Annotated in this window: 16 protein-coding genes and 1 pseudogene; 9 read left to right on the forward strand and 8 right to left on the reverse strand. The window is 56.7% G+C overall.

The genetic code is table 11. The annotated features are described in order from the left end of the window. Window positions 1-15: 15 nt before the first annotated feature. Both hutG and hutI read right to left on the reverse strand, forming a co-directional pair. Window positions 16-954 carry a formimidoylglutamase gene (gene hutG / locus RHN82_RS02965; protein WP_047053062.1) on the reverse strand — a complete coding sequence of 313 codons (939 nt, stop codon included), beginning with the start codon at window positions 952-954 and terminating at the stop codon, window positions 16-18. Next, complete coding sequence (hutI, locus tag RHN82_RS02970) at window positions 951-2,174, reverse strand: imidazolonepropionase (protein WP_047053059.1); 1,224 nt, start codon at window positions 2,172-2,174, stop codon at window positions 951-953. The genes hutG and hutI overlap by 4 nt, the downstream gene beginning before the upstream one ends. A 223-nt stretch (window positions 2,175-2,397) precedes the next feature. On the opposite strand from hutI, the gene RHN82_RS02975 reads away from it, so the two are divergent. Continuing rightward, window positions 2,398-3,681, forward strand: a complete 1,284-nt coding sequence (locus RHN82_RS02975; protein WP_045343747.1) for a putative acyl-CoA thioester hydrolase — start codon at window positions 2,398-2,400, stop codon at window positions 3,679-3,681. Window positions 3,682-3,783: 102 nt separating this feature from the next. Here RHN82_RS02975 and pgl read toward each other — a convergent pair whose 3' ends face one another. Continuing rightward, window positions 3,784-4,779 (reverse strand): 6-phosphogluconolactonase, encoded by a 996-nt coding sequence (gene pgl, locus RHN82_RS02980; RefSeq protein ID WP_047053058.1) that lies wholly within the window; start codon window positions 4,777-4,779, stop codon window positions 3,784-3,786. Window positions 4,780-4,898: 119 nt separating this feature from the next. Here pgl and RHN82_RS02985 point away from each other — a divergent pair, with 119 nt between their 5' ends. After that, window positions 4,899-5,717 carry a pyridoxal phosphatase gene (locus RHN82_RS02985; RefSeq protein ID WP_047053056.1) on the forward strand — a complete coding sequence of 273 codons (819 nt, stop codon included), beginning with the start codon at window positions 4,899-4,901 and terminating at the stop codon, window positions 5,715-5,717. Here the strand turns inward: RHN82_RS02985 and modC are convergent, their stop codons facing one another. The 4 genes from modC to RHN82_RS03005 form a co-directional block, all read right to left on the reverse strand. After that, window positions 5,718-6,776 (reverse strand): molybdenum ABC transporter ATP-binding protein ModC, encoded by a 1,059-nt coding sequence (gene modC / locus RHN82_RS02990; RefSeq protein WP_047053055.1) that lies wholly within the window; start codon window positions 6,774-6,776, stop codon window positions 5,718-5,720. Further along, on the reverse strand, window positions 6,776-7,468 hold the full coding sequence (gene modB, locus RHN82_RS02995; RefSeq protein ID WP_015571097.1) for a molybdate ABC transporter permease subunit: 693 nt from the start codon (window positions 7,466-7,468) through the stop codon (window positions 6,776-6,778). Before modB ends, modC begins: the two co-directional genes overlap by 1 nt. Next, window positions 7,465-8,241 (reverse strand): molybdate ABC transporter substrate-binding protein, encoded by a 777-nt coding sequence (modA, locus tag RHN82_RS03000; protein ID WP_047053054.1) that lies wholly within the window; start codon window positions 8,239-8,241, stop codon window positions 7,465-7,467. Before modA ends, modB begins: the two co-directional genes overlap by 4 nt. A 178-nt stretch (window positions 8,242-8,419) precedes the next feature. Continuing rightward, window positions 8,420-8,572 carry an AcrZ family multidrug efflux pump-associated protein gene (locus RHN82_RS03005; protein ID WP_003858549.1) on the reverse strand — a complete coding sequence of 51 codons (153 nt, stop codon included), beginning with the start codon at window positions 8,570-8,572 and terminating at the stop codon, window positions 8,420-8,422. A 127-nt stretch (window positions 8,573-8,699) separates the two neighbouring features. Between RHN82_RS03005 and modE the strand changes: the two genes are divergently transcribed. The 7 genes and pseudogenes from modE (at window position 8,700) to gpmA (ending at window position 16,509) form a co-directional block, all read left to right on the forward strand. Beyond that, window positions 8,700-9,488 carry a molybdenum-dependent transcriptional regulator gene (modE, locus tag RHN82_RS03010; RefSeq protein ID WP_047053052.1) on the forward strand — a complete coding sequence of 263 codons (789 nt, stop codon included), beginning with the start codon at window positions 8,700-8,702 and terminating at the stop codon, window positions 9,486-9,488. 67 nt (window positions 9,489-9,555) lie between these two features. After that, complete coding sequence (gene modF / locus RHN82_RS03015) at window positions 9,556-11,028, forward strand: molybdate ABC transporter ATP-binding protein ModF (protein WP_032647751.1); 1,473 nt, start codon at window positions 9,556-9,558, stop codon at window positions 11,026-11,028. Between the two features lie 201 nt (window positions 11,029-11,229). Further along, a complete protein-coding gene (gene galE / locus RHN82_RS03020) occupies window positions 11,230-12,246 on the forward strand; it encodes a UDP-glucose 4-epimerase GalE (protein ID WP_003858554.1) in 1,017 nt (338 codons plus the stop codon). Window positions 12,247-12,255: 9 nt separating this feature from the next. Continuing rightward, window positions 12,256-13,303: pseudogene (gene galT / locus RHN82_RS03025) on the forward strand (galactose-1-phosphate uridylyltransferase). 2 nt (window positions 13,304-13,305) lie between these two features. Beyond that, window positions 13,306-14,454, forward strand: coding sequence for a galactokinase (gene galK / locus RHN82_RS03030; protein ID WP_023324336.1), 1,149 nt, complete (start codon window positions 13,306-13,308; stop codon window positions 14,452-14,454). Next, the gene (gene galM, locus RHN82_RS03035) at window positions 14,448-15,491 is read left to right on the forward strand and encodes a galactose-1-epimerase (RefSeq protein ID WP_047053048.1); all 1,044 of its coding nucleotides are present in this window, start codon (window positions 14,448-14,450) and stop codon (window positions 15,489-15,491) included. Before galK ends, galM begins: the two co-directional genes overlap by 7 nt. Before the next feature lie 265 nt (window positions 15,492-15,756). Continuing rightward, complete coding sequence (gene gpmA, locus RHN82_RS03040; protein WP_047053047.1) at window positions 15,757-16,509, forward strand: 2,3-diphosphoglycerate-dependent phosphoglycerate mutase; 753 nt, start codon at window positions 15,757-15,759, stop codon at window positions 16,507-16,509. Between the two features lie 61 nt (window positions 16,510-16,570). Here the strand turns inward: gpmA and aroG are convergent, their stop codons facing one another. After that, entirely contained in the window at window positions 16,571-17,623 is a 1,053-nt protein-coding gene (gene aroG / locus RHN82_RS03045) for a 3-deoxy-7-phosphoheptulonate synthase AroG (RefSeq protein WP_003858564.1), read from the reverse strand. Between the last annotated feature and the right edge of the window lie 248 nt (window positions 17,624-17,871).

A 17,871-nucleotide genomic window follows, 5' to 3' on the forward strand; every position in this document is an offset into this window, starting at 1 on the left:
ACTCCTTGAATGTTGTTATGCCCACCAGTGAGCAATTTGCCAGGCCAGTCGGGCGGCGAGCTTCGCCCCCTGTCCGTCCCGATCGTAGTGCGGATTAAATTCCACCAGATCCGCCGCCTGTAGTTTACCGCTTCGGCAGATACGCTCAATCACCGGGAACAGATCCAGCGCCGGGATCCCCAACGCCGCAGGGGCGGACACGGCAGGCATTTCTGCGGCGGGCAGCACATCCAGGTCAACGGTGAGATAAACCCGGTCTGCCTGCGCAAGCACGCTATCCAGCGCGGATAGCGCATCCCGGCGAAAATCGAGATCTTCAACCAGCGTCACGTTCAACCGCTCAGCTTCCTCCCACAGCGCCTGAGTATTCGCCGCACGGCTTACCCCCAGGCATGCGTAGTGAAACGCCCGCGACTGAGACGCGCAGTAGTGCGCCAGCTGGCGGAACGGCGTGCCGGACGTTGCCCGTTCGGCCTTGCGTAAATCGAGGTGCGCATCCAGGTTGATCACCGCAATGCGATCGTTCGGAAAGGCGTCCAGCACGCCGCGCCCGTGCGCCCAGGCGGTTTCATGTCCACCGCCGAAAACCAGAGTACGCATCCCGGATTGCTGGCACGCGGTTATGGCCTCGCTCAGCGCCTGCTGTGCCGCCTCCAGCGCGTCGCCTTCAACATAAACAGAACCCATATCCACGAGGCGCGCATGCCCCTGATGGCTCGCCATATTCGCCAGCGCGCCGCGCAACACATCGGGCGCCTGTGCAGCACCGGGCCTGCCCTGGTTACGCTTAACCCCTTCATCACATTCAAAGCCCAGCAGGGCGATGCCTGACGGCACGGGAGAAAAGTGTTCGCGCTGCTGTATGGTCTGGAAGAGACGTTTCGCGGTGCTGGACTCGGCGCTGTCGTCACGCCCTTGCCAGACCTGCGGAGAGACGGGATGCCACAGTTTCATGCTACCTGCCCCCGAAACACGCGTTGATACAAAGGATTCCGCCCCGGCTCGTAAACCATCTCAACCGGATGATTCGCCTCCCAGACGACGAAATCAGCCACATAACCGGGCTTTAACTGCCCGTGCGTCGCACCACGTCCTAGCGCCTGCGCCGCATGCCGCGTCACGCCAGCCCAGGCCTCTTCCGGCGTGAGGCCAAACTGGACGCAGGCCATGTTCATTGCCAGATGTAGGCTGGCAAACGGGCTGGTGCCCGGATTGTAGTCGGTAGCCACCGCCATCGGCACGCCCTGCTCTCTCAGCTGCGCCACCGGTGGACGCTGGCGCTCCTGAAGAAAATAGAACGCGCCGGGGAGCAATACCGCCACCGTGCCGCTTTGCGCCATCGCCTGAATACCTGCATCATCGAGATACTCAATATGATCGGCCGACAGCCCTTTATACTGGCTGACCAGCGCCGCGCCGCCGAGATTCGACAGTTGCTCTACATGCCCTTTTACCGGGATCCCGAGCGCGGCGGCGGCCCGGAACAGGCGCTCGGTTTGAGCCGGGGTAAAGCCGACGTTTTCACAAAACACGTCCACCGCTTCAAATAACTCTTTTTGCCACAGCGTGGGCATGATCTGCTCACAGACCAGCGTCAGATAGGCATCCGGATCCTGTCGGTACTCGGCAGGAACGGCGTGCGCGGCCAGCAGCGTCGGGCTGATATCGACCAGATTATTCAGGCTGAGCTGGCGGGCAACCAGCAGCATTTTCTCTTCGGCTTCGGCATTCAGTCCGTATCCTGATTTGATTTCAACGGTCGTTACGCCTTCATTCATCAGCCGCTGGAGTCGCTGCTGCGCCACCCTCAGGAGCGTTTCCGGCGAACTGTTGCGGGTGGCCGTGACCGTGGCGTTAATTCCGCCGCCCTGCGCGCTAATGGTCTGATATGACACGCCGTTAAGCCGTTGCTCCCATTCCGCTGCGCGATCGCCGCCGAACACCAGATGGGTGTGGCAATCGATCAGGCCGGGGGTAACCAGACGCCCGTCGAGATCGACACACTGACGATGCCCGGAGGGGATCTCGGATTCAGGAATCACGGCCAGAATCGTCTGGCCGCGCACAACGAGGGCATGTTGTTCTCTCAGGCCGTAGGGTTCCGCCTCACCTGTCGCCAGGGTTGCCAGTCGCGCATTTCGCCATATCACATCATCGGGATGAAGCTGCTGCATGTGCCTTCCACTTGTCATGGGTTGTATAGACATTTATTTTCATCTGCCGCCTGCTGTCAACCGCATTGGGGGAAAATGTTATTTATTTGTGATGACTTTCCCGTCGCCTGCGGGCAAAAATGCAACTTTTCCGGTTTTTATCTTCCCGTTTCGCTCAACTTAGTATAAAAAAGCAGGCTATTTCGTCTATCCAGATAAGACTTGCATACCCAGGAGCATTACCTTGAATATTTCCAGGATTTCCCGTCTGGCGTTGGCACTCGCCTTTGGCGTGACTTTATCCGCTTGCAGTTCAACACCACCGGATCAGCAACCTTCTGAGCAGGTTGCTCCGGGCACCGCTTCCCGTCCGATCCTGTCAGCGGCTGAAGCGAAAAACTTCACCCGTGCGCACTATTTCTCGGCGATGGATCCCAATGCAGCCCCGTGGACGCCTTCTTCTATTAACCTGCCGAAACAGCCAGACTTCGTTGTCGGCCCGGCCGGGGCAGAGGGCGTTACACACACCTCTATTCAGGCAGCCGTTGATGCCGCAATCACCAAACACAGCGCATCTCGTCAGTACATTGCCATCCTGCCGGGTGAATACGAAGGAACCGTTTATGTTCCGGCGGCACCGGGAAGCATTACGCTTTACGGCCTGGGCGAAAAAGCGGTCGACGTAAAAATTGGCCTGGCGATTGATTCAGAGATCGACAGCACCACCTGGCGCCATCTGGTGAACCCGGCCGGTAAATACATGCCAGGTAAACCGGCGTGGTATATGTTTGATAACTGCCAGCGCAAGCGTGCCGCCACCATTGGCGTGATGTGCTCGGCGGTATTCTGGTCACAGAACAACGGTCTGCAATTGCAGAACCTGACCATTCAGAACACCCTGGGCGACAGCGTTGACGCAGGTAATCATCAGGCCGTGGCGCTGCGTAGCGATGGCGACAAGGTACAGATTAACAACGTCAATATCCTGGGCCGCCAGAACACCTTCTTCGTGACCAACAGCGGCGTGCAGAATACCCTTCAGAACAATCGTCTGACGCGTACTCTGGTCACCAACAGCTACATTGAAGGCGACGTGGATATGGTCTCCGGCCGCGGCGCGGTGGTGTTTGATAATACCGACTTCCGCGTGGTGAATTCACGTACGCAGCAGGAAGGTTACGTCTTTGCCCCGGCCACGCAGTCTAACCTGTTCTACGGCTTCCTGGCCGTGAATAGCCGCTTTACTGCTGCTGGCGATGGCGTGGCGCAGCTTGGTCGCTCTCTGGACGTGGACTCCGCCACTAACGGCCAGGTCGTGATCCGCGACAGCGTGATTAACGAAGGCTTTAACATGGCGAAACCGTGGGCGGATGCGGCGATCTCGAAACGTCCTTTCTCCGGCAACACCGGCACGATGGATGATAAAGACAACGTGCAGCGTAACCTGAACGACGCTAACTTTAACCGCATGTGGGAATACAACAACCGCGGTCTGGGTAGCAAAGTGGTTGCTGAGCCGAAGCAGTAAAATGCCTGCTGCCGGGTGGCGGCTGCGCCTTACCCGGCCTACCTCATGCATTAACCGCGCATAAAAAAACCTCGCATTTGCGAGGTTTTTTTCGTCTGCGGATCAGTGAGCGTTAATCACAACCCACATCGGCCCTTGTCCGACCGCATAGCGTCCTTTCTCTTCCAGCAGACCCTGCACGCCCTGGATTTCATAGAGCGCGATGTGGTGGGATTTCTGCCCCGCCGCAATCAGGTATTTGCCGCTGTGGTCGACATTAAAGCCGCGCGGCTGGGTTTCTGTCGGCTGGAAGCCTTCAACTGCCAGAACGCTGCCGTCTTCAGAGACGCTGAAGACGGTGATCAGACTGGAGGTACGGTCACAGGCATACAGGTGACGGCCATCCGGCGTGATGTGAATGTCTGCCGCCCAGCGTGTGTCGGAGAAATCAGATGGCATCATGTCCAGCGTCTGTACGCACTCGATCTGCCCGTTAGGATCGTTCAGCTCCCACACGTCTACCGAGCTGTTCAGCTCGTTAACGACATAGGCATACTGCTGATTCGGAAGGAAGACCATGTGGCGCGGGCCTGCGCCTTCCACGGTGGTGACTTCCGCCGGGCTCTGCGCGACCAGATGGCCGTCATCGCTCAGGGTAAACAGGCAGATGCGGTCCTGCTTCAGCGCTGGCACCCACAGCGTGCGGTTATCCGGCGAAATGTTGGCGGAGTGGCAACCTTCGAGCCCTTCTACCACGTCGACGGTCTCAACGGGAATACCGTCTTCCAGGCGGGTGACGCTCACGCAGCCTGCATTGTAGGAGCCGCTGAAGATAAAGTTGCCTTTATGGTCGGTAGAAATATGGGTCGGACTGCCCGGCAGCGGGGCTTCTGCGGTATAGGTCAGCGCGCCGTCATCCGGGGAGATGCGGTATGCCAGCACGCGGAATTCCGGGCGTACGCCGACATAAAGAAAACGTTTATCCGGGCTGACGACCATCGGCTGCACCTGGCCTGGCACATCAACAACCTGAACCAGCGTAAGCGAACCTTCTGTATTCAAACGCCAGACATGGATCTGCTGACTTTCAGGACTGGCGGTATAAACGGTTTGTTTCATGAATACTCCTGATTATTTTTAACGGTGAATGCTGAATTGTAGTCCGGGATTTTGCAGGGTTCCGCTCTCGGTGTACCATCCCGACAGACCTTAAATTCAACATTAACCCGGAAGAAAAAATGACCTCGCGAGTGATTGCCCTGGATTTAGACGGAACACTGCTTACCCCTCAGAAAACCCTGCTCCCCTCTTCCCTTGAGGCCCTCAAACGAGCCCAGGAAGCGGGGTATCAACTTCTCATCGTAACGGGTCGACATCACGTAGCCATTCATCCTTTTTATCAGGCACTGGGCTTAGATACACCTGCAATTTGTTGTAATGGCACCTATTTGTATGATTATCAGGCAAAAAAGGTTTTAGCCTCCGATCCGCTTCCCGTTACTCAGGCGCTACAATTAATTGATTTGCTGGATGAGCACGCCATTCACGGCCTGATGTATGTGGATAACGCCATGGTGTATGAACGCCCTACCGGCCATGTGATCCGCACCAGCAACTGGGCTCTGTCTCTGCCGGAAGCGCAGCGTCCGGTGTTCACTCAGGTTTCCTCCCTGCGCCAGGCGGCGGAAGACGTCGACGCAATCTGGAAATTTGCCCTGACCGATGAAGACACCGCCAAACTGAATACTTTCGCAAAACAGGTCGAGCATACGCTGGGTCTGGAATGTGAATGGTCCTGGCACGATCAGGTGGATATCGCCCGCAAAGGCAACAGTAAGGGAAAGCGTCTGACCCAGTTCGTTGAATCGCAGGGCGGATCAATGCAGGACGTGATTGCTTTCGGCGATAACTATAACGACATCAGCATGCTGGAAGCGGCCGGAACGGGCGTGGCGATGGGTAATGCCGATGACGCGGTGAAAGCGCGTGCTGACGTGGTGATTGGCGATAACACCACCGACAGCATCGCGCAGTATATTTATACCCACCTGCTGTAATCAGGCGGTGATGGAGACGCTCTTGATTTGCGCGTAAAGCCACAGGCCAGGCTTGATGCCCAGCTCATCCCTGGCCCACGGGCTGATGCGCGCCCACAGCGTTCTGCTGCCCACTTCCAGCTGCACTTCCACCTGGCCGTTATCATCAAAACACTGCGCCACTTTTGCGCGCAAAATATTGCGGATACTGGTTTGCAGCGGCGGTTGCAGGACCAGAGAGACATCCGATGCCTGAATGCGGATCCGTAACGTGGACTGAATCGGCGTATCGATTTTATTCACCCACAAATGCTGATCGCCCAGCGCCAGCGCGGTCATCGCGTAGTGCGGATGGTGCTCCAGCACGCTCACCTTCAGAATGCTGCTCTGCTGCTCCTTTGGCAGCCATGGATGCATAACGCTGCTGCCCCACACCTCCTCCAGATTGCCGAATGCCTTCACCCTGCCCGCTTCCAGCACCAGCACTTTGTCGGCCAGATGTAAGATCTCATCCAGCGAATGGCTGACGTAGAGCATGGGCACGTTGATTTCCCGCGCCAGACGTTGCAGATACGGCAGCAGCTCGCGCTTGCGCGGAATATCCAGCGAGGCCAGCGGCTCATCCAGCAGCAACAGTTCCGGCGCGGTTAACAGGGCGCGGCCAATCGCCACGCGCTGTTTTTCACCCCCCGACAGCGACGACGGCAGACGATCCAGCAGCGGTTCGATGCCCAGCAGCGCCACCAGCTTATCGAACTGTCCGGCCATGCTTTTTGCCATGCCGTAACGCAGGTTCCCGCGTACGCTGTAGTGCGGAAACAGGCGCGCATCCTGAAACACATAGCCGATGCGACGTTTGTCCGGTGACAGGCAGACCTTCTTCTCCGCGTCATTCAAGACGCGGTTATTTAACACAATACGGCCAGACTGGGGACGCGTCAGGCCGCTAATCGCATTAATCAGCGACGTTTTCCCCGCCCCCGACACGCCAAAAATAGCGGTGATACCGCAGGCAGGCAGCGTTTCGTTCAGCGTCAGCGTGTGGCTGCCCAGGGTTTGCGTAAAGTTGAGTTCCAGCATCACGGTTTCCCCATCCGTTCACGGCTGAGGCGCGCCAGCCACTCAGACACCAGCAGCGAGACCAGAGCGAGCACAATCGAAATAATACACAGCCGGGCCGCCGCACCTTCGCCGCCCGGGGTCTGAATCAGGGTATACATGGCCGACGGGATGGTCCGCGTCTCGCCGGGAATGTTCGACACAAAGGTGATGGTCGCGCCAAACTCACCCAGCGAGCGGGCGAAGGCTAACACCGTACCGACGATAATGCCCGGTAACGTGAGCGGAAGCGTAATGGTCAGGAATACCCGCCAGCGGCCTGCGCCCAGCGTACGGGCGGCCTGTTCTAACCGAGTATCCACCCCTTCCAGCGCCAGGCGGATAGCGCGCACCATCAGCGGGAAGGACATCACCGCCGCGGCCAGAACCGCGCCGCGCCAGCTGAAAGCAAAGGTCAGGCCGAACCAGTCGTACAGCCATTCGCCGATAAAACCGCGTCGCCCCATGGAGATCAGCAGCAGATATCCGACCACCACAGGCGGTAAGACGAGCGGAAGATGGAGAACACTGTCGAGCAGGGCTTTGCCTGGAAACTTCACGCGAACCAGTAACCAGGCAAAGAACACCCCAAAGGGCAAACTCAGCGCAACCGCCAGGGAAGAGACTTTCAGGCTCAGCAGCACGGCCTGCCATTCAGGTTCGGTCAATATCATTCGTGAGTCGTAAATCCGTAACGTTTAAAGATCGCGGACGCTTCCGGCCCCTTCAGGTAGTCAACGAAGGCCGTCACGCTCGCATTTTTATGTCCATCAACTATCGCAACAGGATATTCCACTTTCTTATGCGAGTCTTCCGGGAAGGTGCCCACCACCTTCACACCTTTACTGGCGACGGCATCGGAGCCGTAAACGATCCCGAGTGGCGCTTCGTTACGCTCCACCAGCGCCAGCGCGCCACGCACATCTTCTGCGGGAGCCAGCTTCGGCGATAAGGTCTCCCACGCGCCCAGTTTTTGTAGCGCTTCTTTCGCATAAATCCCGGCAGGAACATGCTCCGGATCGCCTACCGCCAGACGGCCACCGTTGAGCAGACGGGTCCAGTCCGTCTGTTTGTTGATGGCGATGTCGTCCTGCTTGCTGTTTACGGGCGCGACCACCACCAGGCTATTTCCCAGCAGCGTTTCGCGGGTAGCCGTATCAACAGATTTTTTCTCCACCGCGTAATCCATCCATTTCTGATCGGCAGAGATGAACAGATCCGCGGGCGCCCCCGCTTCAATCTGGCGGGCCAGCGTGGACGAGGAGGCAAACGACGAGACCACCTCGACGTTTTTCTCTTTTTTGTATACCGCAGCAATATCCTGCATCGCGTTAGTCAGCGACGCCGCCGCAAAGACCGTGATTTTTACTTCATCCGCCAGCGCGTGGCCGGTGAGTGAGAGAGTCAGCGTTGCCCCTGCGAAAAGGCGTACCCATGAACGTGCCATTTGAAGCTCCTGTGCGTATCGTTATATACAAATAAATATAACGACATATCGCAGGCGTTCCTAGCGCTAAATCGTACCCATTAATGCGTAAACTCAAGGAACGTTGTAAAAGATATCGGCGGGAAAGGAATAAACTTGAGAGCAAAACGCCCGGGCTGGCCGGGCGTTTTGGAGGAAATCATTGCTGCTTTTTAGGCTGGTCACGACGATGACCAATGTTCGAAAAGACGTTGAACACTTCACCCAGGCCGTAGATGGCACCGAGGATGATAGCCATCACTACTGGCACCATGATTACCGCGAATACCAGACTTTTCAACAACTCTAACATGGTTTTCTCCAGATCTTGTGAACGGCTTATTCTACCCTGAAAAGTAAGAAAAACATCCCCTTTTGTGCGGTGCGCTTTCCGCCCCCGGGCATTTGGGTCACAATAGCCTTTTTGCCGGGACACTGTTATGCAGGCCGAAATTCTCCTCACACTACGACTTCAGCAGAAGCTTTTCGCCGATCCGCGACGCATCGCCCTGTTAAAACAAATAGAACAAACTGGCTCGATTAGCCAGGGAGCCAAAAACACCGGCATCAGCTATAAAAGCGCCTGGGATGCGATTAACGACATGAACACCCTGAGCGAACATACGCTGGTTGAGCGCGCCACCGGCGGGAAAGGCGGCGGCGGCGCCGTGTTGACGCGTTACGGGCAACGTCTGATCCAGCTCTACGATTTACTGGCGCAGATCCAGCAAAAAGCATTTGATGTGCTGAGCGATGACGACAACCTGCCGCTGGACAGCCTGCTGGGCGCCATCTCCCGTTTCTCTTTGCAGACCAGCGCCCGCAACCAGTGGTTTGGTACGGTGACGGGGCGCGATCATTCGCAGGTGCAGGAGCATATAGAGATCCTGCTCGCGGACGGTACGACGCGCCTGAAAGCCGCCATCACCGCGCAAAGTGGTCAACGCCTTGGGCTGAACGAAGGTCAGGAGGTGCTGGTATTACTCAAAGCGCCCTGGATCAGCATCGCACTCAACCCTGAGCAGGCCGCAGAGGCCGACAACCAGCTACGCGGGCGTATCAGCCACATCGAGCGCGGCGCAGAACAATGTGAAGTGCTGATGACCCTGCCGGATGGACAGTTGCTCTGCGCCACCGTTCCGGTGAACGACGCGACCGAATTAGACGAAGGTGCTGTGGTGACCGCATATTTCAATGCAGACAGGGTAATTATCGCCACATTGTGCTAAGCGCATTGACAACCCTGCTTACACTGAGTATCCCTGACATCTGTTGCTGCAAAAAATGGGATAACACATGTCATCATTGCATATTTCGCAAGGCACGTTTCGTCTTAGTGATACCCGTACCTTATCGCTGCCAGAGTTAACCCTTCGCGCCGGAGAAAGCTGGGCGTTTGTGGGCACGAATGGCAGCGGAAAATCCGCGCTGGCCCGCGCTCTGGCAGGCGAATTAACCCAACTGAAGGGTGAACGTCGGTGCACCTTTACCCGGCTGACGCGCCTTTCCTTCGAACAGCTGCAAAAGCTGGTCAGCGATGAGTGGCAGCGTAACAATACCGATTTGCTCAGCCCCGGCGAAGAAGATACCGGCCGCACGACGGCGGAAATTATCCAGGATGAGATAAAAGATCCTGCCCGCTGTCAGCAGCTGGCGGAGCAATTTGGCATTACCGCCCTGCTTAATCGCCGCTTTAAATACCTTTCAACCGGTGAAACGCGCAAAACGCTGCTGTGTCAGGCGCTGATGAGCGAGCCGGAACTCCTGATCCTGGATGAACCGTTTGACGGACTGGATGTGCAGTCCCGCGCGCAGCTGGCCGCGTTGCTGGCGTCGCTTAACCAGCAGGGATACACGCTTGTGCTGGTGCTTAACCGCTTTGATGAGATCCCGGATTTCGTACATTATGCGGGCGTGCTGGCGGACTGTAGCCTGACCGAAACCGGCGAGAAAGCCGTACTGCTTCGGCAGGCGCTGATTGCACAGCTGGCGCACAGCGAGAAACTGGACGGTATTGCCCTGCCGGAGCCGGATGCGCCTTCAGCACGCCACGGGCTGGACCCTGATCAGCCGCGCATTGTGCTGCGCGATGGGGTGGTTGCTTACGACGATCGCCCTATTCTTAATCACCTCAGCTGGACGGTTAATCCTGGTGAACACTGGCAGATCGTCGGCCCCAACGGGGCGGGTAAATCCACGCTGCTGAGCCTGATCACCGGGGATCACCCGCAGGGGTACAGCAACGATCTCACCCTGTTCGGCCGTCGCCGCGGCAGCGGGGAAACCATCTGGGATATCAAAAAGCACATTGGCTATGTCAGCAGCAGCCTGCATCTGGACTACCGGGTGAGCACCACGGTGCGAAACGTGATCCTCTCTGGCTTCTTCGACTCCATTGGTATTTATCAGGCGGTATCTGACAAGCAGCACAAGCTGGCGCAGCAGTGGCTGGATATTCTGGGTATGGACAACCGGGTAGCTGATGCGCCATTCCACAGCCTGTCGTGGGGACAGCAGCGGCTGGCATTGATCGTCCGCGCGCTGGTCAAGCATCCTACGCTGCTGATTCTGGATGAACCGTTGCAGGGGCTGGATCCGCTCAACCGTCAGCTGATCCGCCGCTTTGTGGATGTCCTGATTAGCGAAGGTGAAACCCAGCTACTGTTTGTGTCTCACCATGCTGAGGATGCCCCCTCCTGCATCACCCATCGGCTGGAATTTGTCCCTGACGGCGAGCAATACCGCTACCTGCTGAGCAAAATCGATTAACGCGTGGAGGGCGCTGCCCTCCGCTTTTCAGACAACCTGCAACAATACATCTCTATCTCTTTGATCTACAATGCACTCAGTCTGATAAAAAGCGGGTGTGAAAACCAGTGTAAACGATACCACTATTTTATCCCATGTCACACTTTTCGCGTCTCTGATATGCTATGGTTAATTCATACCATAAGCCTAATGGAGCGAAATATGCGAGTTCTGGTAACAGGTGGTAGCGGTTACATAGGAAGTCATACCTGTGTGCAACTGCTGCAAAGCGGCCACGATGTCGTCATTCTTGATAACCTGTGCAACAGTAAGCGCAGCGTGCTGCCGGTCATCGAACGTCTTTCGGGCAAACAGCCGACTTTCGTGGAAGGCGACATCCGCAATGAAGCGTTGATGACTGAAATCCTTCACGATCACGCGATTGAAACCGTTATCCACTTCGCGGGGCTCAAAGCGGTTGGCGAATCGGTGGCAAAACCGCTTGAGTACTATGACAACAACGTCAACGGTACCCTGCGTCTGATCTCCGCCATGCGTGCGGCCAACGTTAAAAACTTTATCTTCAGCTCCTCCGCGACCGTCTACGGCGATCAGCCAAAAATTCCTTACGTTGAAAGCTTCCCGACCGGTACGCCGCAAAGCCCGTATGGCAAAAGCAAGCTGATGGTAGAGCAGATCCTGACCGACCTGCAAAAAGCCCAGCCTGAGTGGAGCATCGCCTTGCTGCGCTACTTCAACCCGGTTGGCGCGCATCCGTCAGGGGATATGGGCGAAGATCCGCAGGGCATTCCTAATAACCTGATGCCGTATATCGCGCAGGTTGCCGTAGGGCGCCGCGATTCCCTGGCGATTTTTGGTAACGATTATCCCACCGAAGATGGCACCGGCGTGCGCGATTACATTCACGTTATGGATCTGGCCGACGGCCACGTGGCGGCGATGCAGCAGCTGGCGGATAAACCGGGCGTGCATATTTACAACCTCGGCGCCGGGATCGGCAGCAGCGTGCTGGACGTGGTGAATGCCTTCAGTAAAGCCTGCGGCAAGCCGGTGAAGTATCACTTCGCTCCCCGCCGTGATGGCGACCTCCCGGCTTACTGGGCCGATGCCACCAAAGCGGATAAAGAGCTTAACTGGCGTGTCACCCGCACGCTTGATGAAATGGCACAGGATACCTGGCACTGGCAGTCACGCCATCCGCAGGGTTATCCGGATTAAGGATTTGTCATGACGCAATTCAATCCCGTCGATCACCCGCATCGTCGTTTTTAACCCGCTCAGCGGGCAATGGATTTTAGTTTCACCGCATCGCGCCAAGCGCCCCTGGCAGGGGGCGCAAGAGACGCCTGCCAAACAGACGCTGCCGCAGCATGATCCGGACTGTTTCCTCTGCCCGGGCAATACGCGCGTGACGGGCGATAAAAACCCGGACTACCAAGGCACCTTCGTGTTTACTAACGACTTTGCCGCGCTGATGACCGATACGCCAGACGCGCCGGAAAGCCATGACCCGCTGATGCGCTGCGAAAGCGCCCGCGGCACCAGCCGCGTGATCTGCTTCTCGCCCGATCACAGCAAAACGCTGCCGGAGCTGAGCGTGGATGCCCTGAAAGAGGTGGTCAGCACCTGGCAGGCGCAAACCGCGGAGCTGGGGCAGAGCTATCCCTGGGTGCAGGTGTTCGAAAACAAAGGCGCGGCGATGGGCTGCTCAAACCCGCATCCGCACGGTCAGATCTGGGCGAACAGCTTCCTGCCGAATGAAGCCGAGCGTGAGGACCGACTGCAAAAAGCCTATTTCGCCCAGAACGGTTCGCCGATGCTGGTGGATTACACCCAGCGTGAGCTGGCGGATGGCAGCCGTACCGTGGTGGAAACCGAGCACTGGCTTGCGGTAGTCCCTTACTGGGCGGCGTGGCCGTTTGAGACGCTGCTGCTGCCTAAAGCCCATGTTCAGCGCATTACCGAACTCAGCGACGCCCAGCGTGACGACCTGGCGCTGGCGCTGAAAAAACTGACCAGCCGCTACGACAACCTCTTCCAGTGCTCCTTCCCCTACTCCATGGGCTGGCACGGCGCGCCGTTTAACGGCGAAGAGAATCAACACTGGCAGTTACATGCACACTTCTACCCGCCGCTGCTGCGTTCTGCGACGGTACGTAAATTCATGGTGGGCTATGAAATGCTGGCGGAAACCCAGCGCGACCTGACGGCGGAACAGGCGGCAGAACGTCTGCGTGCCGTTAGCGACGTCCATTACCGCGAATCAGGAGTCTAAAAATGAGTCTGAAAGATAAAACACAATCCCTGTTTGCTGAAAAATTTGGCTACCCTGCCACCCATGTTATCCAGGCGCCAGGCCGCGTTAATCTGATCGGCGAGCACACCGACTATAACGACGGTTTTGTCCTGCCGTGTGCCATCGACTACCAGACGGTGATCAGCTGCGCGAAACGCGACGATCGTCATGTGCGAGTGATCGCCGCGGATTACGGCAACGAAATTGACGAATTTTCCCTCGATGCGCCGATCGTGACCCACGACAGCCAGCAGTGGTCGAACTATGTTCGCGGCGTGGTGAAGCACCTGCAAAAGCGTAACAAGAATTTCGGCGGGGCCGATCTGGTGATCAGCGGCAACGTGCCGCAGGGGGCGGGATTAAGCTCTTCCGCATCGCTGGAAGTGGCGGTCGGCACCGTGTTCCAGCAGCTTTATCATCTGCCGCTGGACGGGGCGCAGATCGCCCTCAACGGTCAGGAAGCGGAAAACCAGTTCGTGGGCTGCAACTGCGGCATTATGGATCAGCTGATTTCCGCGCTGGGCAAGAAAGAACACGCTTTGCTGATTGACTGCCGCTCGCTCGGGACCAAAGCGGTTCCGCTGCCTAAAGGTGCGGCTGTGGTGATCATCAACAGCAACTTCAAACGCACCCTGGTGGGCAGCGAGTACAACACCCGTCGCGAACAGTGCGAAACCGGCGCGCGCTTCTTCCAGCAGCCAGCCCTGCGTGATGTCTCACTTGATGAATTTAACAAGGTTGCCCACGAGCTGGACCCGGTTGTCACGAAGCGCGTGCGTCATATACTGACGGAAAATGCCCGTACCGTAGAAGCCGCCTCCGCGCTGGCGAAAGGTGACCTGAAACGGATGGGCGAGCTGATGGCCGAATCGCATGCCTCCATGCGTGACGATTTCGAAATCACCGTGCCGCAAATCGACACCCTGGTTGAAATTGTGAAAGCCACGATTGGCGACAAAGGCGGCGTGCGTATGACCGGCGGCGGATTCGGCGGGTGCGTCGTCGCCCTGGTGCCGGAAGAGCTGGTCCCTGCCATTCAGGACGCGGTGGCTAAACAGTACGAAGCCAAAACGGGCATCAAAGAAACTTTCTATGTCTGCAAAGCATCACAAGGAGCCGGACAGTGCTAAACGAAACACCAACACTCGCACCGGATGGTCTGCCGTATCGCCTGTTAACCCTGCGCAACAGCGCCGGGATGGTGGTTACGCTGATGGACTGGGGCGCAACGTTACTTTCTGCCCGCGTACCGATGCCTGACGGCAGCGTGCGCGAAACCCTGCTCGGCTGCGCATCGCCGGAGCAGTATATCGAGCAGACCGCTTTTCTGGGCGCATCCATAGGCCGCTACGCTAACCGCATCGCCAGAAGCCGGTTTACGATGGACGGCGTAACGTATTCCCTGCTTGCCAGCCAGGGCGAAAATCAGCTGCACGGCGGCCCGGAAGGGTTTGATAAACGTCGCTGGAAGATTGTGCAGCAAAATGACGGTGAGGTCTGGTTCTCTCTGGACTCCCTCGATGGAGACCAGGGCTTCCCGGGCAATCTCACTGCAACCGCGCGCTTCACCCTGACCGAAGATAATCGCATCGCCATTGAGTACCGCGCGACCGTCGATAAGCCGTGCCCGGTCAACCTGACTAACCACGCCTATTTCAACCTTGACGGTAATCAGACCGATGTCCGCAGCCACAAACTCCAGATCCTGGCGGATGAGTATCTGCCGGTCGATGAGATGGGTATCCCTTATCAGGGGCTGAAACCGGTAAGCGGAAATAGCTTTGATTTCCGTCAGCCGAAAACCATTGCTCAGGATTTCCTGAGTGATGACGATCAGCGCAAGGTGAAAGGCTACGACCATGCTTTCCTGTTGCAGGCGAAAGGCGATCTTTCTCAACCTGCCGCACAGGTCTGGTCTGCTGATGAGAAGTTACAGATGACGGTCTACACCACCGCCCCCGCCCTACAGTTCTACTCCGGTAACTATCTGGAGGGTACCACGGCGCGTGAACATGACGCCTACGGCGCCTGGCAAGGACTGGCGCTGGAGAGCGAGTTCCTGCCGGACAGTCCTAACCATCCTGAATGGCCGCAGCCGGACTGTGTGCTTCGTCCGGGTGAAGAGTACGTAAGCGTCACCGAGTATCATTTTATTCCGCGCGCTTAATATCCGGCGGCGCACGGGCCTACGAATGTAGGCCTGATAAGCGAAGCGCCATCCGGCAAAAAAGCCTGGCCCTCACCGCGAGGGCTTTTTTATCTCCGCCTTGCTGAAAATAGCGGCGATCGCAGACAAAATCATAACCCTGGATTCACATGCATCTTACACTCTCGAACTATTTTCGCTATGGTTAGGGTTAAGCGTTGCTGCTGGCACAGTCACGGCAATATAATGAGAATTGTTATCATTCAAAATGCTTGAGGAGTAAGAAATGGCTAATACTAAGCTTGTCCTGGTGCGCCACGGCGAAAGCCAGTGGAACAACGAAAACCGCTTCACCGGTTGGTATGACGTTGATCTGTCCGAGAAAGGCGTGAGCGAAGCAAAAGCGGCAGGTAAACTGCTGAAAGATGAAGGCTTCACCTTTGACTTTGCTTACACCTCTGTGCTGAAACGTGCCATCCATACCCTGTGGAACATTCTGGACGAGCTGGATCAGGCCTGGCTGCCGGTTGAGAAATCCTGGAAACTGAACGAGCGTCACTACGGTGCGCTGCAAGGTCTGAACAAAGCGGAAACCGCAGAAAAATACGGTGACGAGCAGGTTAAGCAGTGGCGTCGTGGTTTTGCGGTCACGCCTCCAGAGCTGAGCAAAGATGACGAGCGCTACCCGGGCCACGATCCGCGTTACGCGAAGCTGACTGAGGCTGAACTGCCGCAGACCGAAAGCCTGGCGCTGACCATCGACCGCGTTGTGCCTTACTGGAACGAAACCATTCTGCCACGCCTGAAAAGCGGCGAGCGCGTCATTATCGCTGCTCACGGTAACTCCCTGCGTGCGCTGGTGAAATACCTGGACAACATGGGTGAAGATGAAATCCTCGAGCTGAACATCCCTACCGGCGTGCCGCTGGTGTACGAGTTCGACGAAAACTTCAAGCCAGTTAAACATTACTACCTGGGTAACGCCGACGAAATCGCTGCAAAAGCGGCGGCCGTGGCGAACCAGGGTAAAGCGAAGTAATATTCGCCGGACATAAAAAAAGCGTGGAGCAATCCACGCTTTTTTATTGCCCGCGACAAACTTAGCCGCGACGCGCTTTTACCGCATCCGCCAGCTGACGCAGGATCGCATCGGTATCGTCCCAGCCAATGCAGGCATCCGTCACGCTCTTACCGTAGACCAGCGGCTCGCTGCCCTCCAGATTCTGGTTGCCTTCCACCAGATGGCTCTCAATCATCACCCCAATCACTGCGCGTTCACCGCTGGCGATTTGCTGACACACATCTGCGCCGACTTCCATCTGCTTTTTGAACTGTTTGCTGGAGTTGGCATGGCTGAAATCGATCATCACCTGCGGTGCCAGACCCGCTTTCTCCAGCCCTGCTTTCACCTCCGCTACGTGTTTAGCACTGTAGTTAGGCTCTTTACCGCCGCGCAGTATGATATGGCAATCACCATTACCGCTGGTGTTCACGATAGCCGAGTGGCCCCACTTGGTCACCGACAGGAAGCAGTGCGGCGCGCCAGCCGCATTAATGGCGTCAATGGCGACCTTGATGGTGCCATCAGTGCCATTTTTGAAACCCACCGGGCATGAAAGGCCAGACGCCAGCTCACGGTGAACCTGAGATTCAGTCGTACGCGCGCCAATAGCGCCCCAGCTCATCAGGTCAGCCAGATACTGTGGGGTGATCATATCGAGGAATTCTCCGGCAGCAGGCAGCCCGCTGTCGTTGATCTCCAGCAGCAGCTTACGCGCAATGCGCAGGCCGTCGTTGATCTGGAAACTGTTGTCCATATGCGGATCGTTGATCAACCCTTTCCAGCCCACGGTGGTACGCGGTTTTTCGAAATAAACGCGCATCACGATTTCCAGTTCGCCTTTCAGCTCTTCACGCAGGGCGAGCAGACGCGACGCATACTCTTTGGCCGCAGCAGGATCGTGAATGGAGCACGGCCCAATGACTACCAGAAGACGATCGTCGCTACCTTTCAGGATCTTGTGGATCGCCTTGCGGGCATGAGACACCGTGTTGGCGGCATTTTCGGTGGCGGGGAATTTTTCAAGGAGCGCTACGGGAGGTAATAACTCATTGATCTCTTTAATGCGTAAATCGTCGTTCTGATAATTCATCTTCTTTCCGGCTCTGCCATATCTTTAGTAATGAAAGCAATCCTTTCAATCTAACTTGTCGGCCACGAAGTGTAAACGGGCTTTTACACTTCGCGCAGATAATTCCTGGAATTCGCCTAAAATACGCAACAAAATAGCGAAAAATGAGATCTGGCCTAAGCTTTTTACTTGTAACGACTGTTTTTAAATATTTATACGCGATTCCATCCTGACATAAATCAGGAAACCGGGATCTTTCGCCACTGAAC

This window comes from Enterobacter cloacae complex sp. EB5 (genome assembly GCF_031432835.1).
Lineage (GTDB): Bacteria > Pseudomonadota > Gammaproteobacteria > Enterobacterales > Enterobacteriaceae > Enterobacter > Enterobacter hormaechei_C.